Here is a 23,229-nt window from a genome sequence, read left to right on the forward strand (position 1 = left end):
ATTTATTCCTGCCTTTTTATAATTTCATTGCGCTACGGATGCAGCTCTCAATATACGCTTCTCCCAGATCTGTATTCAGGCTGAGATCAAAGTTTCCTGCTGCGCCCCACATGCGGCGAGTATAGTAACGGTAGTTGTCTGCGCGGAGTTTTTCGTTTTTCTGGACAACAGCTCTGGCTTCTTTCTCAGAGATGTTCTGTCTCTGTGCTACTCTTTTGATTCTGCTTTCAAGAGGTGCAGAGAAGAATACCTTCAGGCAGTTTGCGGAATTTCTGAGGACGTAATCTGCACAGCGGCCTACGATCACGCAGTTTCCTTTTTTTGCCAGATCACGGACAACCTGTGATTCCGCCTCGAAAATTTTGTCCTTTGGTGCTTCATCCTGCATATCTGTGTTCAGGTACATCTGATTGACCAGATCATAGAGAAGACTGTTTGTCATGATCTCCTCATTTTTCTTAATAAATTCCGGCGTGTAGCCTGTGGTTCCTGCTGTCATCTGAATGATCTCTGCATCATAGAAATCGTATCCCAGCTTTTCTGCAAGTGCCTTGCCCATATCGTGGCCACCACTTCCAAACTGTCTTCCAATGGCAATGACATTTTTTCCATAAGTTCCTGTTGTCTGCTCGTTTGCTTCGCTCTCGTTTTCTGCTGATGCTGTTTCCGGGAAGATCATATCTTTCAGGAATGCAAGTTTTTTTCCGATAAGTCGTGCGATAAATCCAACCAGAAGGGCTGCAATAACTGTACCTTCTCTTACCCCGTCCAGTCTTCCTGCAAATACAAAGGAAAGTACTGCAGCGATCACTGCCATGGATACATCAAAACAGATCTTGGTTGTTCCGAAGTTTGTTTTCCATGTGAGGACAATGGCACGGACAAAGGATTCTCCCGGAAGCATGACAACGTCCGCCAGGACCTCCATATAAACGCCTGCGCCAAGGATCATACACCCGATGAGCAGATATACGATTTTCATGATATATACTTCCGGATTGACCCAGGAAAAAAGGATCATGGTAAGATCGATAAAATATCCGAAAATGATGGATACCGGGATCTGAAGGATGTGCTCCAGTTTAAAATTCTTCCGCAGAATGATCAGCTGCAGGATGATCAGTAAGATACTGAAAAAGATGGTAAAGTTTCCAAGTGTGAATGGAAAGTTCAGGCTTAACACATAGGGAATTGATGAGATTGGTGAGGTTCCCAGATTTGCCTTGGTAATCAGACTGACTCCCAGGGAGTTTACAAACAGTCCCACCAGAAATATTAAGTATCGTTTTAGTTTCTCCATTATTTTTGTCTCCTCCTCATTGTACAGATTTTCGCCGGATAATTATGTCTATGCTGCCATTATCCGGTTATTGTAAAGCGGATATCCGCCTGTTTACTTTATCTCAGCAAGATTCCTGTATATCCTGAGAAATATCTCCATAAATACTTTCTGTTCTTCTTCTGAAACATTGTTTAATGCTGTTTCTTCAATCTTTTCAAAAGTCTCTTCTACCAGCTTCTGATTTTTCTTTCCGGATTCTGTCATAAAAATATGAAAGGTACGGCGGTTTCCGTTAAGCATTTTTCTCTCGAGCAGTCCTTTTTCTTCCATTCGATTTAAAATAGAAGTTAAAGATCCTGCCTCGATCAGACATCCTGCCGCAATTTCCTTCTGACTGGCGCCATCGTGATCTTTCAGATAATCCAGAACCTTTGGCTGTCCCAGGGTAAGGCCGGTATCCTTTAACTGTTCCATCAGCTTTTTCTGGACCATCATGTGGTTTGCCATGGATAGATAGTGAAAAGAATCGTTCATATATCTTTCTCCCTTTTTAATAGTTATAATTCAAACATTTAGAATTATAACTATATTAATTACGTATGTCAATATTATTTTTAAAATATATTGGAATTCTGTACAAAAAAGAGAGCTGTTTTTATTTCAATCTGCACAAAATACAGGGAAAATCACAGGGACAAACGTATAAATAAAATGATTATCTGTCCGCATAAAAAAACAGCGAAATGGATATTCGCTTCCATTTCACTGTTTAATGTTATTTCTGTTAATATGTTTGTGTTGTTTTATGCAACCTGATTCTTGTTGTTAGTAATGGTGATCAGATGGCTCTTGATCAGTACCGGACGTACTGCGTTGTAAATGATCGCTACCAGGATCACGGATACAACTGCATTGATGAATGTTGCTGCCGCACTCATTTTTGCAAGTGCCTGTGCCAGCTCCTGTGGCTGTCCCAGGATGTACTGTTTGTAAAAATATCCTACGATAGGATCTGCTACTACGTTAAATGCAAGTCCTGCGATGGATGCGATCACGCTCCATTTAAATACATATTTCTTATCTGTGCTTTCGTTGATCTTTGCAATCTTATGTGCCACGAGACCTACGATCAGGCCAATACAGAATTTCAGTACAAAGGTTTTCGGTGCTCCTGTGATATAAACAGGATCCATGATGTCCGCGATTCCCATTCCGATAGCTCCGGCAAGTCCGCCGTATATGCCACCCAGAAGCAGTGCTGCAAGTACGCAGAAAGCATTTCCGATATGAATGGATGTTGCATCTCCGCCCGGCACCGGAATCTTAATCTGCAGGAATGTGAAGGTTACATAGCATAAAGCTGCTAATAACGCAGTTTCTGCAAGTTTGACTACTGTGTTGTTCTGTGTGTTCATAATAATTCCCCTCTCGTCTTTTGTTATTACTTTAGTGTGTGATTGGTTTAATGTGCGAATGTAATAACACGTGTGTTATAGTACTGCTGATTTGGTTATTTTACAAGGGGCAATTTTAATATTTTTTCAGGGGACAGTTTGTTGGATTTAAGCACAAAAAAAGTGGCTGTTTAAGCCACTTTCCACGATTGTATATTCAAAACTACATACATGCTTTGTTGATGGTCAATCATTTTGTTGAATCAATTTTAACCTGCGTACCGATACTTCAGCGGTAGTCATCTCACGACTCCGTCGTGAGATGCCATTTGCTTCGCAAATGTTCAGGAATCATCATGAATGCCTCTCCACAAGCAAGCTTGTTCCGATTCATTCCCGCTGTTTCCTGCCCGCTTCCTCGGCTTTTTGGTCAAGCCCTCACCCGATTAGTAACAGTCAGCTCCATGTGTTACCACACTTCCACCTCTGCCCTATCTACCTCGTCGTCTTCAAGGGGGTTTACTTCTTAAAGAATGGGATATCTCATCTTGAGGGGGGCTTCACGCTTAGATGCCTTCAGCGTTTATCCCTTCCGGACTTGGCTACCCGGCCATGGCTTTGGCAAGCCAACCGGTCCACCAGCGGTCCGTCCATCCCGGTCCTCTCGTACTAAGGACAGCTCCTCTCAGATATCCTACGCCCACGCCGGATAGGGACCGAACTGTCTCACGACGTTCTGAACCCAGCTCGCGTACCGCTTTAATGGGCGAACAGCCCAACCCTTGGGACCTACTACAGCCCCAGGATGCGATGAGCCGACATCGAGGTGCCAAACCACTCCGTCGATGTGAACTCTTGGGAGTGATAAGCCTGTTATCCCCAGGGTAGCTTTTATCCGTTGAGCGATGGCATTCCCACTTAATACCACCGGATCACTAAGCCCTACTTTCGTACCTGCTCCACCCGTCGGTGTCGCAGTCAAGCTCCCTTCTGCCTTTGCACTCTTCGAATGGTTTCCGTCCATTCTGAGGGAACCTTTGGGCGCCTCCGATACCCTTTCGGAGGCGACCGCCCCAGTCAAACTCCCCGCCTGGCATTGTCCCACCGCCGGATTACGGCGGCTGGTTAGAAGCCCAATATCACAAGGGTGGTATCCCAACAGCGGCTCCGCGGCAACTGACGTTACCGTTTCTCAGCCTCCCACCTATCCTGTACATGCAACACCGGACCCCAGTGCCAAACTGGAGTAAAGCTCCATGGGGTCTTTCCGTCCTGGCGCGGGTAGCCAGCATCTTCACTGGCACTTCAATTTCACCGGATGTATTGCCGAGACAGCGCTCAAATCATTACGCCTTTCGTGCGGGTCGGAACTTACCCGACAAGGAATTTCGCTACCTTAGGACCGTTATAGTTACGGCCGCCGTTTACTGGGGCTTAAATTCAAAGCTTCGACTTACGTCTAACCTCTCCTCTTAACCTTCCAGCACCGGGCAGGCGTCAGCCCATATACCTCACCTTTCGGTTTCGCATAGACCTGTGTTTTTGCTAAACAGTTGCTTGAGCCTATTCTCTGCGGCCTGCTCTCGCAGGCACCCCTTCTCCCTAAGTTACGGGGCCATTTTGCCGAGTTCCTTGGCAATACTTCTTCCGCCGGCCTTAGGATTCTCTCCTCATCCACCTGTGTCGGTTTACGGTACGGGTACAGTATAAACAATAGCGGCTTTTCTTGACGCATGGCTCACGGGCTTCGCTACTAAAATTCGCTCCACATCACGTCTTCCCATTGCACGGCGGATTTTCCTACCGTACTGGTACCTCGCTTGTACCGGGACAATCCATCCCCGGCTCCCGCTCTCCTTACGTGTCCCCACAGTTCTGTTATACTGCAGTACAGGAATATCAACCTGTTGTCCATCGGCTACGGCTCCCGCCCTCACCTTAGGTCCCGACTCACCCAGGGCAGATCAGCTTTACCCTGGAAACCTTGGATATTCGGCCTAGAGGATTCCCACCTCTATCTCGCTACTCATTCCGGCATTCTCTCTTCTATACAGTCCACAGCTCCTTTCGGTACTGCTTCTTCCCATATACAATGCTCCTCTACCAATCCTTTCGGATTCCTTAGTTTCGGTGGCGCGTTTCAGCCCCGGACATTTTCGGCGCAGGACCTCTCGACCAGTGAGCTATTACGCACTCTTTGAATGTATGGCTGCTTCTGAGCCAACATCCTGGTTGTCTTCGAAATCCCACATCCTTTTCCACTTAACGCGCACTTTGGGACCTTAACTGTAGGTCTGGGCTCTTTCCCTTTTGACCGCCCAACTTATCTCGTGCAGTCTGACTCCCGGTGATATCTACACGGCATTCGGAGTTTGATATTCTTCGGTAGGCTTTGACGCCCCCTAGGAAATTCAGTGCTCTACCTCCGCAAGACTCACACCGAGGCTAGCCCTAAAGCTATTTCGAGGAGAACCAGCTATCTCCGGGTTCGATTGGAATTTCTCCCCTATCCACACCTCATCCCCACCCTTTTCAACGGATGTGGGTTCGGTCCTCCACTACCTCTTACGGCAGCTTCAACCTGGACATGGATAGATCACCCGGTTTCGGGTCTACTCCTACTGACTCTGGCCCTCTTAAGACTTGGTTTCCCTACGGCTCCACACCTGAAGTGCTTAACCTTGCCAGTAAGCGTAACTCGCCGGACCGTTCTACAAAAAGTACGCGGTTGTACATATAAAGTACTTCCACAGCTTGTAGACACAGGGTTTCAGGTTCTCTTTCACTCCCCTCCCGGGGTCCTTTTCACCTTTCCTTCACAGTACTATGCGCTATCGGTCACTAAGTAGTATTTAGCCTTAGGGGGTGGTCCCCCTTACTTCCCACAAGGTTCCTCGTGTCTCGTGGTACTCCGGATCCTGCTCAGTCAGCTCTGGCTTTCACGTACGGGGCTTTCACCCTCTCCGGCCGGCTTTCCCAAAACCGTTCTGTTAACTTCGCTGAATCTTAAATGCAGTCCATGACCCCGGCATGCACGCACACCGGTTTAGGCTCCTCCGCGTTCGCTCGCCGCTACTTACGGAATCGATGTTTCTTTCTTTTCCTCCGGGTACTTAGATGTTTCAGTTCCCCGGGTTCCCTTCCATACGTTATGGATTGGCGTATGGATGCATGAGGTCTTCTCATGCGGGTTTCCCCATTCAGAAATCTCCGGATCACGGGATATTTGCTCCTCCCCGAAGCTTTTCGCAGCTTATCACGTCTTTCATCGGCTCTTAGTGCCAAGGCATCCGCCCTGTGCCCTTATTGCTTGACCTTTCGCTTCATCACCCTAGCGTAGGTGATGCGGTCTCTTTCTTGATTCTCTGTCTTCCGATACTCACGTATCTTCCGACATGTGTTTGATTACTCTGTTCAATAACAGATAAATCGATGTCTTCCTATCTTTGCGTTTGCATTAATTTCTTAATACTTTGCGTTTAAGGATATTTGATTAACTTAATCAAATTTCATGTATGCAGTTTTCAAGGTACAATGCTGACTGATGTTTTATCAGCCATCAGAACTTACAAACACATTTATAAACTCTGATCACTGGTAAAAACCAGCTATTATAACAGTCCTTCCCGACTGATTTAGGGTTAGCACCGGACTTATCGAAAATCTTCTGGTTCCACTCTGTTCCCGACAGAGCTCACTTTCCAGTGCCCGTTCTATTTTTATCAGGCAGCTTCGCCTGTTTCTTTCTTTTTAATCTGGCGCCCACCTGCTCTCCCACACCGTCTCCAGTGCAGTACCATCGGCCGATTGGGTCTTAACCGTCGTGTTCGGGATGGGAACGGGTGTGTCCCCCAACCGCATCGGCACCAGAAATCTTTCAGCTTGATAGCTAAACAGTAAAACACATCTTGTTTCTCTACTTTTTCCTTAGAAAGGAGGTGATCCAGCCGCACCTTCCGATACGGCTACCTTGTTACGACTTCACCCCAGTCATCGGTCCCGCCTTCGGCAGCTCCTCCCTTGCGGTTAGGTCACTGACTTCGGGCGTTACTGACTCCCATGGTGTGACGGGCGGTGTGTACAAGACCCGGGAACGTATTCACCGCGGCATTCTGATCCGCGATTACTAGCGATTCCAGCTTCATGTAGTCGAGTTGCAGACTACAATCCGAACTGGGACGTTATTTTTGGGATTTGCTTACCCTCACAGGCTCGCTTCCCTTTGTTTACGCCATTGTAGCACGTGTGTAGCCCAAATCATAAGGGGCATGATGATTTGACGTCATCCCCGCCTTCCTCCAGGTTATCCCTGGCAGTCTCCACAGAGTGCCCAGCCGGACTGCTGGCTACTGAGGATAGGGGTTGCGCTCGTTGCGGGACTTAACCCAACATCTCACGACACGAGCTGACGACAACCATGCACCACCTGTCTCCCCTGTCCCGAAGGAAAGGAACGGTTAAGTTCCGGTCAGGGGGATGTCAAGACTTGGTAAGGTTCTTCGCGTTGCTTCGAATTAAACCACATGCTCCACCGCTTGTGCGGGTCCCCGTCAATTCCTTTGAGTTTCATTCTTGCGAACGTACTCCCCAGGTGGAATGCTTAATGCGTTTGCGGCGGCACCGAAGAGCTTTGCTCCCCGACACCTAGCATTCATCGTTTACCGCGTGGACTACCAGGGTATCTAATCCTGTTTGCTCCCCACGCTTTCGAGCCTCAACGTCAGTTACCGTCCAGTAAGCCGCCTTCGCCACTGGTGTTCCTCCTAATATCTACGCATTTCACCGCTACACTAGGAATTCCGCTTACCTCTCCGGCACTCAAGACGGGCAGTTTCCAATGCAGTCCCGGGGTTGAGCCCCAGCCTTTCACATCAGACTTGTCCATCCGTCTACGCTCCCTTTACACCCAGTAAATCCGGATAACGCTTGCCCCCTACGTATTACCGCGGCTGCTGGCACGTAGTTAGCCGGGGCTTCTTAGTCAGGTACCGTCAATCTCTTCCCTGCTGATAGAAGTTTACATACCGAGATACTTCTTCCTTCACGCGGCGTCGCTGCATCAGGGTTTCCCCCATTGTGCAATATTCCCCACTGCTGCCTCCCGTAGGAGTCTGGGCCGTGTCTCAGTCCCAATGTGGCCGTTCACCCTCTCAGGCCGGCTATGGATCGTCGCCTTGGTGGGCCGTTACCCCACCAACTAGCTAATCCAACGCGGGTCCATCTTATACCACCGGAGTTTTTCACACTGAGCCATGCAGCTCTGTGCGCTTATGCGGTATTAGCAGTCATTTCTGACTGTTATCCCCCTGTACAAGGCAGGTTACCCACGCGTTACTCACCCGTCCGCCACTAGAAACAATCTAAATCTGCCGAAGCTTCAATAAAAGGTTTCCCGTTCGACTTGCATGTGTTAAGCACGCCGCCAGCGTTCATCCTGAGCCAGGATCAAACTCTCTGATAAAGTGTTTGAATCTTTTACTCAAGACAACCGTTTGGCTATCTCTCGTTTTACTGCTAAATAGGTCGTAACTCCGACTCGCTTCCGCTCATCGGAGCAGGTTCATGCTTTCGCATTCACCCGAACCGTTCTTTAAATAAATGTAAAGAAATTTTCGAGAATCGTATGTGTTTCACTGTTTAGTTATCAAGGTTTGTTGCGTCTGTCTCTCAGACAGCTCATTTATTTTATCTCATCTCTTTTTGTTTGTCAAGCACTTTTTTAAGTTTTTTTCAAACATTTTCGAGTTAAGATTTTGTTGCCGCTTTGTTGGCGACTTGGATACTTTATCATATCTTCTGTCTTTTGTCAACTATGAATTTCATTTTTCTGAAATTCTTTTTAATTGTTTGTTTTTCAAAAACAATTATTTGCGACAGCTCAGTTATAATACCACCGGGAGTTATGCTTGTCAACTATAAATTCCAGTTTTTTTGAATTTTATTCTTTCACGGATACAGCCGGCATCTCCAGATATCGTTTCAGATCTTCTGTGAGTATGCGGATTCTATCCCTGGTATCCTGTTCCTTATAATGGATTCTTTCCGCGATCCTGGTGATATAATCTTCTTCCTCTATGATCTCGCAGGTTTCCGAAAAATTGATATCATAGTACTGCGCAAGATAAGAGACCCAGTAATCTACAGGCACCTGCCTGTCTGCTGAGAGCACCGATTCTCTTCTCAGACAGGATTCCCATACTTTCGGTGAGATCAGTCCTTCCCCTGCAGTCTCCTCTGATACACCAAGCATGGCCTCTATTGACGCCTCCAGCTTTACCCTGCAGTTATCCAGCTTGTCTGCATCCCGGATCAGTTTTGCATGGAAAAGTGTTCTTGTATCGTGGATTCCATCCAGTTTGAAATCACTGTGTTTCCGGATTGCTGCATCGATCAGCTCATCAAATTTATCATCCTTCACAAAGCGTCGGATCATCTTCTCCTCCCCAAAGAGAAGATCTGCCCCGAATACTGCATGATCCATGGTTCCCGGCTCAAAACTATGAAATCTCCGGATCTGTTCAAAACGTCCGATATCGTGGAGCAGACCGATCAGCTCTGCAAGCTCCACATCTTCCCTGGAACATTCCATTCTTTCGGCGATCTCTCCTGCATATTTCACAACACCGTAAGTATGCTCGATCTTCAGATAGATCTGTTCATCCTCCCGGTCGTATTCATCCAGATATTTTTCGAATTCCTGTTTTGCATGTGCAATGTCGATCATCCAGTCACAACCTTTCCGTATTTTTCTTTCGTTCTGCATTTTTTAACAACATTCTGTGTTTATTATATCGAAGGTCTCTGACAAATTCTACTGTATTTCCTGAAATTTTGAAAATCATAAAAACAGCTGCCCGGAATTTATCTTCTCGATAAACCAGGCAGCTGTCTTCTTTTTAACATTTTTCCTATATTATTCTATATATTATCTCACAAAATGAATCTCATAATCTCCTGATCCGGCTTCAGCCTGCATAAATCCATCTGCAGCTGTGAAGTTAAGTCCGTCTGCGGCTTTCACTTCCTTCGCACCATCCAGGCAGATGGTAGCTGTTGTATTCACAGGTACAGAAACATGAAGAACTGTCTCTTCCGGTTTTTCTTCCCAGAAGCTTCTTACCGGTCCGTATACAGAACGATACTCAGCCTTTACATAGTCCAGGTTTCCACCCATTCTCGGATAGATCACTGCATGTTTGTATCCAGGTTTCTTCTCGTCAACTTCAAGACCTGCCATTACACGAACCAGCCACTCTCCGATAGAACCGTAAGCATAGTGGTTAAAGGAGTTCATATCTGCACTCCACATGGTTCCGTCCGGTTTCAGTCCATCCCAGTGCTCCCAGACTGTAGTTGCGCCCATTTTTACCTGATACAGCCATGATGGGAAATCATCTTTAAAAAGCAGGTCATAAGCTTCTTTTACATGTCCGTTCTGGCTTAATGCGTGGCAGAAATACGGAGTTCCCACGAATCCTGTTACAAGATGATCATTCTCTTTTTTCAGAAGTCTTAAAAGTCCCTGAACTGTTTTTTCTTTGTATTTTTCCGGTACCAGTCCGAAGTACAGTGCCACGATATGGGCTGTCTGTGTCTGTGCTGTCATCTCACCGTTTTCATCAAAGAAGGTTCTCTGGAATTTATCTACAACTTTATTGTAAAGATCTGTGTACTCTTTCACGTCCTCAGTACATCCCAGAGCTTCTGCTGCTTTTACAAACAGACCTGTGGAATATGCAAAGTATGCAGTACAGGTCAGATCATTTGGTGTTGCACCAAAATAGCTGCCTTCTTCAGCATCAAGAGCTACCCAGTCACCGAACTGAAGCTTGTAGTTCCAGATATAATCTACAGAATATTCTCTCATAAAGTTGATCCAGTTCTTCATGCTATTGTACTGGATCTTCAGGATCTCTTTGTCACCGAATGTCAGATACATTGTCCATGGATTGATCACAGCTACGTCTGCCCAGGCTGCTGCAGAATGGCTGCCCTGTTCCAGAAGCCAGTTGTCTCCCTCATTACCGGAAATGATATCCGGAACAACATGGGCAACGCCTCCTTCTGCTGTCTGATCTGCCTCCACATCACGGAGCCATTTGCGGTAGAAGGAATAGGTATTCTCAAGGAAGCATGCTGTACGGCAGAAGATCTCCGCATCGCCTGTCCATCCAAGACGCTCATCTCGCTGTGGGCAGTCTGTTGGAACATCCACGAAATTGCTCTTCAGTCCCCAGAGAATGTTGTGCGCCAGCTGATTCAGATCCTGATTAGATGTCTCAAGGAATCCTGTACGCTCCATATTGGTATGGATGGCATTTGCCGTAAAATTGTCAAGGGATGGCTCACCCGGGAAGGAAACGATCTTCGCATAGCGGAATCCCATAAATGTAAATGACGGACGGTACGTGATGGTTTCGTCTTCCCCGAATGTATACTGAAGAGATTCCTTTGCCCCTCTCAGGTTATCCAGATATACATTTCCTTTGGAATCCAGCACCTCAAAGCAGTCCAGCTGGATCACATCACCTTTTTTGCCTGCTGCTGTAACCTGGATCAGTGCGCTCATATTCTGTCCGAAATCGATAACTGTATCTCCTGCCGGTGTTCTGAAGATTTTTTTTGGCTTCACTTCATCCATAAGGGAAACTTTTCCGCTACCCTGGCCTGTGAGTACAGAGAAGTCATAATCCAGTTTGCGGACCGGTTTCCACTGTCCATCTTTGCAGTCTGCTTCTGCCCAGTCTTTGATCTCTTTAGCTGCATCGTAAATCTCACCATCGTAGATCTCTGCAAATACTACAGGTGCATCTGCGCCGTTCCAGCTCTCATCTGTGACAACTGTTTCCTCTGTTCCGTCCTCATAACGGATGACCATCTGTGCAAGAAGTGCTGTATTCTCACCATAATGGTTTCTTCTTTTTGCAAGGCCGTCAAAGCCCATTTTTCCTTTATACCAGCCCGCTGCCAGAATTGCACCTGCTGCATTCTTTCCTTCTTTCAGGTAATCGGTTACTTCGTATGTCTGGAAACAAAGATGCTTGCGATAGGATGTCCAGCCTGGTGTAAGCTGATCGTTTCCTACCTTCTTTCCATTGAGATAGAAATTATAAAGTCCAAGTGCAGTTACAGATACGAATGCTTCTTTTACAGGCTTCGCTACTGTGAACTCGCCTCTTACATAAGTTCCTTTGGAATTATCCTTGTCATTCTCTTCCTCAGCAGATACGAACACAGCTTTCCACTCTTTATTGTCCATAATTCCTGTAACAAAAGATGTCTCTGCCCAGTCGGTTTCTTCCCCTGCAGCAGTTACTTTTACACGGGCAAAATATTTCTTCTGGGATTCCGGCTTCACGTTATCCGGCTGGATCTGTGCAGATGCATCGCCTTTTACCTTACCGCTCTCATATATCTTCTTATCAAAAGCCGCGTCTTCTGCAATTTCCAGCTCATAAGACTCCTGAATCACATTTCTCTTGTCACTTTCTAATGTCCAGCTGAATTCCGGAACATGTGTGATTCCAATCTGTTCTTTCTCATAATCCATACGGATTTCTGTAATTTTTAACATATTTTTCACCCTCGTTTTTCTGTGTTATGGTTATTTCCTGCAAAAATAGTAACAAAAAAAACGTTATCCTTCAATAACGCTTTTTCATCAAAATATTAACCATTTATAATGTATGTCTGTGTTCTTTCCGATACCTGGCAGGAGTGCATCCTTCCGCCTCGCGGAATTTCCGGTAAAAAAAGTTCATATTGTTGTAGCCACACAGAGGGATCAGCTCTGATAGAGGCAGTTCTGTTGTCTCAAGCAAGGTGCGGGCTTTTTTTAGCCTCTGCTCCTGAACATGTTCTACAAAACTCCGCCCTGTTTTTTCTTTAAGAAGGGCAGTAAGATAATTGCCATGCATACCGAAAGCTTTTCCCATCTGCGGAAGTGTGCAGGTCTCATAATTCTTCTCAATGTAGGCAAGAAGCTCCAGGATCTGTACTTCCCTGGAAACGGAGGCCTGCTTTCTGGTCTCATCTCTCCACACGCGGAGAAGCTCTGTAAAAAGAATAATCACATAACTTTCCATCACTTCTTCCATCCCGATGTCCCGGGTATAATATTCCGAGATGATTTCTTCCATGATCTCACGTACACGGCTGTTCCGGTGGGCTTTAAAATACAGATAATGCTGTTTTTTCCTGCTTTTTGTAACAGACTCTGCCAGAAATTCCGACACGATTCCCTGTCTTGGCATCCGACTTAAAAATGCGCTGTCAAAAAACTCCCGGCTCATCAGGATATTTACCAAAATATCGTTCTCGCCGCCTGGTTCAATGGAATGTACGGCCTGTGTATCAAAAATACACACATCTCCCTCACCGGTGACGATCTTTTTTCCCTCTATGGTCTGGCCGCAGCTCCCTGACCATAAATAACATAGTTCAATATAATCATGCTGATGAGGCAGTACCTCCACATAACGATCCTGCCTGCTCACCACGATTTTCTCCCCGGAGCCATAAATAAGCTTTCCTCAAAAAGATAAGTTCCCTGGCCGGCTTTTGCAAAGCGGCAGGTATCCTGCCTGTGCAGTTCCTCCAGGGGGATTCCCTGCAGCACCTCTTTTTCTCTTGGTGTTGACTGCCGTAAGTAGCAGTCAAGTTCTTCTCTGTTCATTATGTATACTCCTGCAGATAATGTTCTGCTCTTTATCCTACATCGGTTTCCAAGATTATTCAAAAGAAACCTGAGCTATGCTTGACTTTCGCAGCCTGATGCAGTAGTTCACGCTCAGTAATTACAATATAACACTTTCATTTTTCACGGTAAACTGTTTTTTAGCCAGTTCCTCCGAAATGCCTATCTTCTATTCATATTTCACGATTTCTTTTCGAAGACGTTTCATGATCCTTTTTTCCAGTCGGGAAATATAGGACTGGGAGATTCCAAGAAGGTCAGCTACCTCTTTCTGGGTTTTCTCCAGACCCTCTCTGTTTCCCAGACCGAAGCGGAGACGAATGATCATCTGTTCCCGTTTGGTAAGCTTGGAAATGGCTTTTCCCAGGAGGGTGATCTCCACCTCATCTTCCAGTTTCCGTGAGATCACATCATCATCCGTCCCCAGAATATCAGAAAGCAGAAGCTCATTTCCATCCCAGTCCACATTCAGTGGTTCATCAATGGAAACCTCCATCTTGGTTTTGCTGTTTCTGCGGAGATACATCAGGATCTCGTTTTCAATACATCTGGACGCGTAGGTTGCAAGCTTGATATTTTTCACAGGATTAAAAGTATTGATCGCCTTGATAAGCCCGATCGTCCCAATGGAGATCAGATCCTCCACTCCAACTCCTGTATTGTCAAATTTTTTGGCAATATATACCACAAGCCGGAGATTGTGTTCGATCAGCACAGCCTTTGCCTCTTTCTCCTGATCTGTATTTAACAGGCTGATGGCACTTGCCTCCTGTTCAGGAGGAAGCGGTGCCGGAAGGATATCATTCCCTCCGATATAAAAAACCTCTCCCGGCCTGTTGATCATAAATCTTGAAATCACCTGAAATGGATAATATTTAGCTGCTGCTCTGTTCATAGCAATGCCCCCTCCTTAATGCAATAGTCTGGAATTCAAAAGTATCCCGTACTCTTCTCCCAAAGCTGAGGGCTCAGATGTTATGGCAAGCACCGGTTTTCCCACATGCACCACCCTTCCGGGAGTCTGGATCTCAAGTTCCCCCAAAACCACAGCCAGCATAATGCCTTCTTTCCCTCCGGCTCCCCGGAAAGACAAAAAATGCGGCTGCCAGCGTGGAAAGCTCCGTGCTTTTCAGATTCTGCGGTTCTTCTTTTATGTACATCAGTTTTTCTGTCAGCTCACTGGAAAGGAGCTTTTCCAGAAGCTCCGGTTTTATAATCGATACGGGCTGTTTGTTCACAGGATCCATAAGGAGGTTTCCCGTGTCAAAAAAGCCGTAGGACTGCTGTGTTCTTTCCTGATATTTCAGGATTACCCGGATAAATGTTTCTTCTTCCTAACCGGATGGAATTTGCCGCGCACGTCAGCGTGTAAAGACCTCCGTAGATCCCTGCCATAAAAAGCAGAAATGTTTTTACTGTCATGGTTTTTTCTGCTTCCAGTGCCTGGTAAATACCTCCGACTACAAATGCTGTAAGGTACATTGCCAGGATGGTTTTTGCAAGAAGCCCGCCTTTTTTTAGACGAAATGCAAATGCCGCCATAAAAAGCGCAGCCGCCATGAATCAGTACAGCCACAGGAAGAATGATCCTGAAAGGTACATAAAGAAGCAGGCAGGATACAAAAGATCCAAATACAGCGGATATCATGCACCGAAAACGTTTTACGTCCAGATGCAGGAATTTTCCCACAAGCCTTAAAAGCATATAATCCATAAGGAAATTCGTCATAAAAACGATATCTATGTATATAGTGTGATACATAAGATTCCCCCGCTGCTATTGCCATTGATTCTCAGCTTTGGTAAGTGAGTTTATTATATGGCAGTTTCCCTGCATATTTTGTCAAAGCCTGGAAGCCAGTCCTGCAAATTTGTCGTGGGATTTCTGGGTTACTCGACATCTATAGATATTTTTTATGAATCCGCGACAGAAATGTATAAATTTTCGTACAATATCCTTATTTGTTGTTTTTCGCGCTTTATAGTGTTAAAATGTTTTCTGATAATATTTAGCAGAATCTGGTGGTTTCTGTCGAACCACATTCTTTCATAAGATACAGGAGGGAATCGAACAATGATTAATATTACCGGACATACAGGACTTACCGGCCTGCTTGGAAGCCCTGTTGCACACAGCGTATCACCTTTAATGCACAACGAGGCATTCCGCTACCTTGGTCTTGATTATGTATACCTTTGTTTTGATGTAACAGAGAAAACGCTTCCCCAGGCCGTTGAAGGACTGAAAGCCTGCGGAATCAAGGGCTTTAACCTGACCATGCCTAACAAGAACAAGATCGTGGAGCTTCTTGATGAGCTTTCACCTACTGCACAGCTGATCGGAGCTGTAAATACTGTTCGTAATGATAATGGGATATTAAAGGGATTTAATACAGATGGCTATGGTTTTACCCAGTCTGCCAGAGATGCCGGCTGTGATGTGAAAGGACGTACGATCACAGTTATGGGTGTAGGCGGTGCCGGAATGGCTATCTGCGGCCAGTCTGCCTTGGAAGGCGCAAAGAAGATCCATGTTTTTGCCCGTCCTACCAGCCGTTACTGGGAGCGTGCTGCTGCCATGGCTGAAAAAATGTCCCATATGACTGAGTGTGAAATGATTCTTCATGAGATGGATGACCATGCAGCACTGAAAGATGCTATGGAAGAGAGCAGCCTTCTGATCAACGCCACTTCTGTTGGTATGGTTCCTGATGTTACTGGAACTGTGATCCCGGATAAATCTCTGTTCCACCCGGAGCTTACTGTTGCAGATGTTGTATACGAACCAAGGGAAACAAGACTTCTCCGGGAAGCCAGAGAAGCCGGCTGTCCAACATTTAACGGCATGTATATGCTGCTCCACCAGGGTGTAAAGGCGTTTCATATCTGGACTGGACTGGATATGCCGGCTGAGATCGTGCGGGAGAAGTATTTTAAATAAAAAAAGCGGTCCACATTACATACAATGCGGACCGCCTCTTATTATTTAAAATTTCCTGTAATTATTTTTTCTCTTCCTGAACCTCGATCTTACGGATCGTCTTGTTCTTAATCTCTTCTTTAATGAAGCTGATGAACTCACCCAGGTCTTTCATTCCCTCGTCTCCAAGGTAACGGCTTCTTACGGAAACCTTGCCCTCTTCTTCCTCTTTTGCACCAACGATAAGCATATACGGTACTCTCTCAAGACGTGCCTCACGAATCTTGTAGCCCATCTTCTCAGAACGTCCGTCTACAGAGCAGCGGATGCCGGCTTCTTTCATCTGAGCCTCAACCTTCTCGGCATAGCCATTGAATTTCTCGGAGATCGGGATCACACGAACCTGCTCCGGGCAAAGCCATGTCGGGAACATACCGGCATATTTCTCGATCAGCCATGCAAGTGTTCTCTCATAGCATCCCATAGATGTACGGTGGATGATGTACGGACGCTGTTTGTCACCGTTCTCATCGATGTAGTACATATCAAACTGCTCAGCAAGAAGTGCATCCCACTGAATTGTGATCATAGTATCTTCTTTTCCGTATACGTTCTTGGCGTTGATATCAACCTTCGGTCCGTAGAAAGCAGCCTCTCCCACATCCTCTGTGAACGGAATGTTCAGCTCCTCAAGCATCTGGCGGATATGGCCTTCTGTCTCTTCCCATACCTCCGGCTCACCAATGTATTTCTCTTTATTTGCAGGGTCCCATTTGGAAAGATGGTATGTTACATCTTCCTCAACACCAAGTACCTGCAAACAGTACTGAGCAAGTGCGATACAGTCTTTGAACTCTTTTACCATCTGGTCCGGTCTTACGATCAGATGTCCCTCGGAAATAGTAAACTGACGAACTCGTGTCAGGCCATGCATCTCACCGGAATCCTCATTACGGAACAGTGTGGAGGTCTCACCGAGACGGATCGGCAGATCACGGTAGCTGTGCTGCTCTGCTTTGTATACATAGTACTGGAACGGACATGTCATCGGACGAAGTGCATAAACTTCTTTGTCCTTCTCCTCATCACCAAGTACGAACATACCATCTTTGTAATGATCCCAGTGTCCGGAGATCTTGTAAAGATCGCTCTTTGCCATAAGAGGAGTTTTTGTTCTTACGTATCCACGCTTTGTCTCCTCATCCTCGATCCATCGCTGCAGTTCCTGCATCATGATAACACCGTTTGGCATGATAAGCGGAAGTCCCTGTCCGATTACATCTACAGTTGTAAAAATCTTCATCTCACGACCAAGTTTGTTGTGGTCACGTCTCTTAGCCTCTTCCATCTGCTCCAGATGCTCTTTCAGTTCATCCTTTGTTGCATATGCTGTTCCATAGATACGTGTAAGCATTGCGTTCTTCTCGCTGCCTCTCCAGTATGCGCTGGAAGAAGAAAGAAGTTTGAACGCCTTAATGCCTTTCACGCTCATAAGGTGCGGTCCTGCGCAGAGATCTGTCCAGTCTCCCTGAGAATAGAAGGAAATCTCTTCTCCCTCCGGAAGTTCCTCGATCAGCTCTACTTTGTATGGTTCATTTTTCTCCTTGAAGTATGCGATGGCATCTTCACGGGATTTTGTAAAACGCTCGATCTTTGCGCCTTTTTTGATGATCTTTTTCATCTCTTTTTCGATGGCATCAAGATCATCGCGTGAAAATGGCTCATGATCGAAATCATAATAGAATCCTGTATCAATAGATGGTCCGATGGCAACTTTTGCGTTCGGATATAAGTTCTGTACAGCCTGCGCCATTACATGGGATGCTGTATGGCGGAGAACTGCAAGACCTTTCTCATCTCTTGCTGTAAGGATGTTAAGCTCACAGTCACTGTCAAGAACTGTACGGAGATCTACAACCTCTCCGTTTACCTCTCCTGCACATGCTGCGCGTGCAAGACCTTCACTGATATCATATGCGATATCGATTACAGATTTTGCTTCTGCATATTCTTTTTTTGATCCGTCTTTTAATGTGATGATCATAATCGTTTCTCCTTTCATTTTCGGTAAATTTCTATGGTACACAGTGCAGTTTCTGTTATTATGAAGGATTTTTTTGCAACAAAAAATCCCTCACAGTACATCGTGCACTGTAAGGGACGAGTTTGTTCATTCTCGCGGTTCCACCCTGCTTGCTCTGCTTCCTTGGTCACGCCAGGATACAAAGCCTCTCAATTTAGATTATAACGGAATCACCGGACCGGATTGGGGTCACTCGGAGGTAGTTTTCGACTGTTTCCTGATAAGATGTTTCCAGCACTTCACATCTCTCTCTGTAACATTTCACAGCTTACTCGTCTCGTCAACGTGTTGCTTTATTGCTTTTTCTGTGGTTTATTATAAGCTCATGATTTTTATTTGTCAACGCATGTTGGCAAAATTTTTGAGATTTCTCTTCTCGCACAGATCTACAGATTTCCCATGAGTTTGTCTTTGATAATGGCCAGAATCTCACGGGGAATGTAGATAAAAAGACGCCAGCTTCGATACCTGGAAGGTACCATGGCCACTTCCCGGAATCCACATTTTCTTGCAATGGCTGCTCCTCTCCATACATGAAAATTGTTCGTCACCACGCCTACGGAACAGTCTGTGGTTCCGATCTTTCTGCGGCTGAACTCCAAATTCTCTTTCGTACTGGTAGATTCCTCTTCCCGTATCAGTCTGTCCCCGTTTATTCCGTGACCGGTAAGGTAGCGATACATGGCCTCTGCCTCGGAAATGTTTTCTCCATCACCTTTTCCTCCGGAGAGCACTGCCTTCGTACCCGGATTTTCTTCAAGATAAAGAAGGGCCCTTCTGGCTCGTTCCAGAAGGGCAAGTGTCATCCGTGTTCCGTCCACATGGGCACCTAACACGATAATGTAATCCAGATTCTTCTTTACGCTCATTATCTTCCGCAGCAGTGTTTGTATTTCTTGCCGCTTCCGCATGGGCACGGATCGTTTCTTCCGACCTTGTGCGGTTTCACAACTGTGCCGGATTTCTTCTGCTCCATGTAGAGGGTTTTCTTTTTCTCTTCTGTGAAGATCTTGTCCCACTGAGGAAGGTTGTAAAGCCAGTCAGCCTTGGCATCTACCATGTTCTTATAGAGAGCCTCTTTATCAAATGCAAGGTTTACCTTGGTATTCTCATCCATAGTCTCGATCGGGTTCGGAACCTTCAGACTGTCATTGATTCCGTCAAGGAAACCAACCATAGTCATAACGTCCTGACCGTATTTCTCAGCAAGCTCTTTTACAGTTCCGGAAACGATCTCATCCGGGTTCTCAAGAAGCTGCTCATAAATATTCTTCTCAATGTTAAAATAATTTGCCCAGAAGCGCTGAAGCTTATTCTTATCTGCATTCTGATTATAAGCAATGGAACGCCACTGCTCAAGAATTGTCATATCGCTCATTGTCTGATCCTCTTTTCCAAAATTTTAGATAAATAAGACGGAGATTTATATTCCGCTTCGCAATTTTTATTTATTATATCATCTTTTGGCGAAGAAATCAAATACATCTGCTTCATATCAGTTTTGAAAGGTAAATTTATTTTATAGCCTACCCATTTTGTGATTTCACATATTTACACATTTCTTATAAATTTAGGAAAGTTATCCACATTGAATGATTACACGGATTCCCTCTCTAAAAAAAATGTGCATAAATTTGTGTTTTCCTCTTGGCAGGCATCACCTTCTTTGCTAAAATTAAATCAGTTTAGAACTGCTCTATGCAGCTCCACTTTTATATCTTCCCTGAATCCGTGAAGTTGATTTCTTCACAGGCTCCTTAAATCCTATAATTTCAAGCTTTTGCAATACTCTGTTGTTCAATATCATTATTCACCCAACCGGTGAAAGCAATCTATGGTAAAATAGACGTAACAAAACCTATGGATTGGAGTTTTTTACCATAAATAACAACCACCGAATCACACTGAACACTAATAAGAACATTATTGTCGAGTTTACAAATGAACGCATTATCCCAGCCAGCGGTCTGGCTGTTGTGGGCACCCTCCTTGGAAAAAGCAATTTCATCAAAAAACTCAATCGCATGGATGTGACATCCAACCGGTCTCAGCATCAGATTAAGAACGGTGATATTGTACTCACTTACCTTGGAATGCTTTGCATGGGCAAACCTTACTTTGAAGCTGTCCATGAAATGGACGATGACAAGGACTTTTACAAAGCCGCTCTTGGCATCACCCGGAGCATTCCTTCCGAAGAGACACTGCGCCAGCGTATGGATGACATCGGTGTTTCACGAACCTACAAAGGTGCTGACGGCTATGCGCCTATGATGGCATATATAGGTACAGAGGGGTACGCCATCAATTTCGAACTCCGTGAAGGAAAACAGCATTGTCAGAAGGGGACGGTTAAATTTCTGCAGGAAACAATAACGCTTTGCCACAAACTGACAGATAAGCCGCTGTTGATTCGCCTTGATTCCGGCAATGACTCCATCGACAATGTTGCTGTTCTGATGGATTAAAGAGTTTACACTCCGTACCGGCTACAAGATTACGGAACGAACCATTGATAAATATGGTCAGTTCAATCTGGAAAGTTCACGACCAATGCACTGATACTCGAATTGGGGATGATCGCATATAACATTCTCCGTATGATCGGTCAGGGCACAATTGGAGGACGAGCACCTCGTCAGAAGAGGGATGTTAAACGCCGTCGTTTACGCACAGTTATCAGCAACCTGATCATGATGGCAGGCCATGTAACCATGCGTGCACGCCAGTTGATAATCGGACTTGGAAAAAGCAACATCTGGCGGCATATATTTTCTGATATCTGTCAGAAATATGCTGTCACAAACGCATAAGTAACAAAGCAATTTTATAGTAGGCTTATTTCGTGTACCTTTTTTTGCCCAATAAGCGCTTGGAGTCACGACATTGGTATTGAAAATAGACAGGGAAGTATATTTTTATCATGGAACTAACTTGCCCTTGGCAGGTTGGTTCACTTAAAGGATGAACTTCACGGATTCAGGAAATTATTTATTCTTATATGTGTACATATAGCACGGAGGTGGTTTTATGAAGTATATTCAGGATAATGGGAAAATTAAATTATGTGAAACTGATAATATGGATCATCTCGTACGGTTAACACAAGCGTTGAATGAAAATAATATTCCTTATGAAACCAGATTGAAAAAAGCAACATTTATCAATAATCTTTTTTTCTTGTTTTTTTATCATACTTTTGCATCGGGAATTGATCATAAGAATGAAACAACATGTATTTATGTACTAGAAAAGGATTTTGATGCTGCCCAAAAAGCAATAGTAAACTACAGAGAAACTGTGAGAAAAAGTCTGTAAATAAGATTCTTCTATGATAATAAAGGGTGAAAAGTTCTTTCACAGAGCTTTTTGCCCTTACTCTTTATATATAACAGGTGCAAATCTGTATGTCAAGAGCAGGCGGATTTTCCGCCTGTCTTAACTGTTTCAGAGTTACTGTTCACTCCCAATGTCATTTACTTAAGGAATTTCCTTGTAAAAAAAGGATTTTGATATGGATCACTTAAAAGAACTCTACCATCTCAGATGGTCACAGAAAACAGCATACCGGGATCTAAAATCCCCACTATGTTTAAAAGCATTTCATAGCCAAAAATATGCTTATATTGTACAGGAAGTATTTGCCAGGGTACCCATGAGCTTTTGTTACCGTTAGCAGTAACTGCCCATGTCCAATATAGCCCTTTTTGCATCAAATGGGAAGTAAAAATATAATTTTTTGCTTACCTTTCTTAAAGTTACCCTAAAAATAAAAACTTACCACCACATGTGTCAAAAAGATCACAAGATCTTATATATTTTCTGTATAACAGATGCCGTTCCGGGAGATACTTATCATATCCTCCCCTTTAGAATGCAGAGGGCTTCGCGATGGTGCAGGCCCTCTGCGTTTCTCTTTTCACACTGAAGGTCATTTCACACCAAGCTTCTCAAGCTCCTTCGCCGCCTGTTTCAGATTCTCAAACTGAATGGTATGAATACCGGCTTTTCCGGCTCCCTCACAGTTCACGGCACGATCATCCAGAAATACCGATTTCTCCGGTTTCAGGCTGTAACGCTTCAGAAGTGTTTTGTAAATATCCACCTCAGGCTTGATCTGCTGCACATCACAGGAAAATACCACTCCGTCCATATATTTCAGAAAAGACATATCCTGCTTTGTACGATCCAGCATATAAGTTCCGTAGTTGGAAAGGACATAGAGATGATATCCCTGATTTTTGAGATATTTCACCCAGGTTTCCGCATAATCATACAGATGCATACACTCCGGATCACGTCGTACCACCTCACGGATATCTGCTTCATATTCCGGTGCACTTTCCACAAATTTATCTACATACCAGGACTCCTCATGCTGTCCACGGTCCTGTTCCTCCCAGATCGGGTTTCGAAATACTGCATCTGCGATTTTCTGATACTTTTCTTCCGGGAAGTCATAGCTCCGAAGATACTCTTCCCAGTCATAGCCCATCAGCACATTTCCCACATCAAAAATAATATTCTCGATCATACGGTTTTCATTCTCTCTCGGTTTCTTATTTCCCCAGATCCGGTACGCCATCCAGAAAACATACGCTACGATCGGTACCAGAACTGCTGCCGCAAAAGCCCCCCGGAACAAAGCCTGGGCGTTTTCACTGCTTCCCCAGGCAAATGCCATTGGAAGGCAGAATATAAGAAGTAATATGACAACACCTGCAAGTGCCGCGATTCTTTTAAAATTTTTCATTGAGCTTCCTTTCACATGATACATCAGCTATTCTATCTGTTATTTTAACTGAATATCTCTTTGAACCAAAAGGGCGCCGGAGAAATTCTTCCCCGGCGCTT

At 45.0% G+C, this 23,229-nt stretch carries 16 protein-coding genes, 3 rRNA genes and 2 pseudogenes; 3 read left to right on the forward strand and 18 right to left on the reverse strand.

The genetic code is table 11. The features are described 5' to 3' along the window. Nucleotides 1–16: 16 nt before the first annotated feature. From AC04Q4_RS07070 to AC04Q4_RS07135, 14 genes and pseudogenes are all read right to left on the reverse strand, one after another. Complete coding sequence (locus AC04Q4_RS07070; RefSeq protein WP_021976210.1) at nucleotides 17–1,300, reverse strand: cytidylate kinase family protein; 1,284 nt, start codon at nucleotides 1,298–1,300, stop codon at nucleotides 17–19. A gap of 93 nt (nucleotides 1,301–1,393) precedes the next feature. Further along, the gene (locus AC04Q4_RS07075) at nucleotides 1,394–1,816 is read right to left on the reverse strand and encodes a MarR family winged helix-turn-helix transcriptional regulator (RefSeq protein ID WP_118170774.1); all 423 of its coding nucleotides are present in this window, start codon (nucleotides 1,814–1,816) and stop codon (nucleotides 1,394–1,396) included. 269 nt (nucleotides 1,817–2,085) lie between these two features. Beyond that, on the reverse strand, nucleotides 2,086–2,697 hold the full coding sequence (locus AC04Q4_RS07080) for an ECF transporter S component (protein ID WP_178773253.1): 612 nt from the start codon (nucleotides 2,695–2,697) through the stop codon (nucleotides 2,086–2,088). A 405-nt stretch (nucleotides 2,698–3,102) separates the two neighbouring features. After that, nucleotides 3,103–5,992: ribosomal RNA gene (locus AC04Q4_RS07085) — 23S ribosomal RNA — on the reverse strand. Nucleotides 5,993–6,429: 437 nt separating this feature from the next. Then, nucleotides 6,430–6,547, reverse strand: a 5S ribosomal RNA gene (gene rrf, locus AC04Q4_RS07090). A 60-nt stretch (nucleotides 6,548–6,607) separates the two neighbouring features. Further along, nucleotides 6,608–8,137: ribosomal RNA gene (locus AC04Q4_RS07095) — 16S ribosomal RNA — on the reverse strand. Together the 16S, 23S and 5S rRNA genes form the textbook arrangement of a ribosomal RNA operon. A 477-nt stretch (nucleotides 8,138–8,614) precedes the next feature. After that, the gene (locus AC04Q4_RS07100; RefSeq protein ID WP_476388770.1) at nucleotides 8,615–9,439 is read right to left on the reverse strand and encodes an HD domain-containing protein; all 825 of its coding nucleotides are present in this window, start codon (nucleotides 9,437–9,439) and stop codon (nucleotides 8,615–8,617) included. A gap of 162 nt (nucleotides 9,440–9,601) precedes the next feature. Further along, on the reverse strand, nucleotides 9,602–12,250 hold the full coding sequence (locus AC04Q4_RS07105; protein ID WP_476388771.1) for a family 78 glycoside hydrolase catalytic domain: 2,649 nt from the start codon (nucleotides 12,248–12,250) through the stop codon (nucleotides 9,602–9,604). Nucleotides 12,251–12,353: 103 nt separating this feature from the next. Then, nucleotides 12,354–13,172, reverse strand: coding sequence for a helix-turn-helix domain-containing protein (locus AC04Q4_RS07110; protein ID WP_476388772.1), 819 nt, complete (start codon nucleotides 13,170–13,172; stop codon nucleotides 12,354–12,356). Further along, the gene (locus AC04Q4_RS07115) at nucleotides 13,169–13,351 is read right to left on the reverse strand and encodes a hypothetical protein (RefSeq protein ID WP_476388773.1); all 183 of its coding nucleotides are present in this window, start codon (nucleotides 13,349–13,351) and stop codon (nucleotides 13,169–13,171) included. The genes AC04Q4_RS07110 and AC04Q4_RS07115 overlap by 4 nt, the downstream gene beginning before the upstream one ends. Nucleotides 13,352–13,541: 190 nt before the next feature. Beyond that, a complete protein-coding gene (sigE, locus tag AC04Q4_RS07120; protein ID WP_119240425.1) occupies nucleotides 13,542–14,267 on the reverse strand; it encodes an RNA polymerase sporulation sigma factor SigE in 726 nt (241 codons plus the stop codon). Between the two features lie 133 nt (nucleotides 14,268–14,400). Next, a complete protein-coding gene (locus AC04Q4_RS07125) occupies nucleotides 14,401–14,691 on the reverse strand; it encodes a sigma-E processing peptidase SpoIIGA (protein WP_476389087.1) in 291 nt (96 codons plus the stop codon). Continuing rightward, on the reverse strand, nucleotides 14,636–14,914 hold the full coding sequence (locus AC04Q4_RS07130; RefSeq protein ID WP_476389097.1) for a hypothetical protein: 279 nt from the start codon (nucleotides 14,912–14,914) through the stop codon (nucleotides 14,636–14,638). The genes AC04Q4_RS07125 and AC04Q4_RS07130 overlap by 56 nt, the downstream gene beginning before the upstream one ends. A gap of 49 nt (nucleotides 14,915–14,963) precedes the next feature. Further along, nucleotides 14,964–15,134 (reverse strand): annotated as a pseudogene (locus AC04Q4_RS07135) (sigma-E processing peptidase SpoIIGA); the annotation flags it as partial. A gap of 312 nt (nucleotides 15,135–15,446) precedes the next feature. Between AC04Q4_RS07135 and AC04Q4_RS07140 the strand changes: the two are divergent. Then, nucleotides 15,447–16,313: a shikimate dehydrogenase gene (locus AC04Q4_RS07140; protein WP_476388774.1), complete on the forward strand. Its 867-nt coding sequence runs from the start codon at nucleotides 15,447–15,449 to the stop codon at nucleotides 16,311–16,313. A 61-nt stretch (nucleotides 16,314–16,374) separates the two neighbouring features. Here the strand turns inward: AC04Q4_RS07140 and thrS are convergent, their stop codons facing one another. The 3 genes from thrS to AC04Q4_RS07155 all read right to left on the reverse strand — a co-directional run bounded on the left by thrS (nucleotide 16,375) and on the right by AC04Q4_RS07155 (nucleotide 19,753). After that, complete coding sequence (thrS, locus tag AC04Q4_RS07145) at nucleotides 16,375–18,336, reverse strand: threonine--tRNA ligase (RefSeq protein WP_476388775.1); 1,962 nt, start codon at nucleotides 18,334–18,336, stop codon at nucleotides 16,375–16,377. 425 nt (nucleotides 18,337–18,761) lie between these two features. Beyond that, nucleotides 18,762–19,244, reverse strand: a complete 483-nt coding sequence (locus AC04Q4_RS07150) for a YdcF family protein (protein ID WP_022427352.1) — start codon at nucleotides 19,242–19,244, stop codon at nucleotides 18,762–18,764. Beyond that, nucleotides 19,244–19,753, reverse strand: coding sequence for an SEC-C metal-binding domain-containing protein (locus AC04Q4_RS07155; RefSeq protein WP_173737313.1), 510 nt, complete (start codon nucleotides 19,751–19,753; stop codon nucleotides 19,244–19,246). Before AC04Q4_RS07155 ends, AC04Q4_RS07150 begins: the two co-directional genes overlap by 1 nt. A 502-nt stretch (nucleotides 19,754–20,255) precedes the next feature. On the opposite strand from AC04Q4_RS07155, the pseudogene AC04Q4_RS07160 reads away from it, so the two are divergent. Both AC04Q4_RS07160 and AC04Q4_RS07165 read left to right on the forward strand, forming a co-directional pair. Further along, a pseudogene (locus AC04Q4_RS07160) lies at nucleotides 20,256–21,188 on the forward strand (transposase family protein). Nucleotides 21,189–21,405: 217 nt separating this feature from the next. Next, nucleotides 21,406–21,693 carry a hypothetical protein gene (locus AC04Q4_RS07165; RefSeq protein ID WP_476388776.1) on the forward strand — a complete coding sequence of 96 codons (288 nt, stop codon included), beginning with the start codon at nucleotides 21,406–21,408 and terminating at the stop codon, nucleotides 21,691–21,693. A gap of 613 nt (nucleotides 21,694–22,306) precedes the next feature. Here the strand turns inward: AC04Q4_RS07165 and AC04Q4_RS07170 are convergent. Beyond that, complete coding sequence (locus tag AC04Q4_RS07170; RefSeq protein WP_173737314.1) at nucleotides 22,307–23,128, reverse strand: HAD family hydrolase; 822 nt, start codon at nucleotides 23,126–23,128, stop codon at nucleotides 22,307–22,309. Nucleotides 23,129–23,229 lie beyond the last annotated feature (101 nt).

It is taken from the genome of Blautia sp. HA8986 (assembly GCF_056504635.1).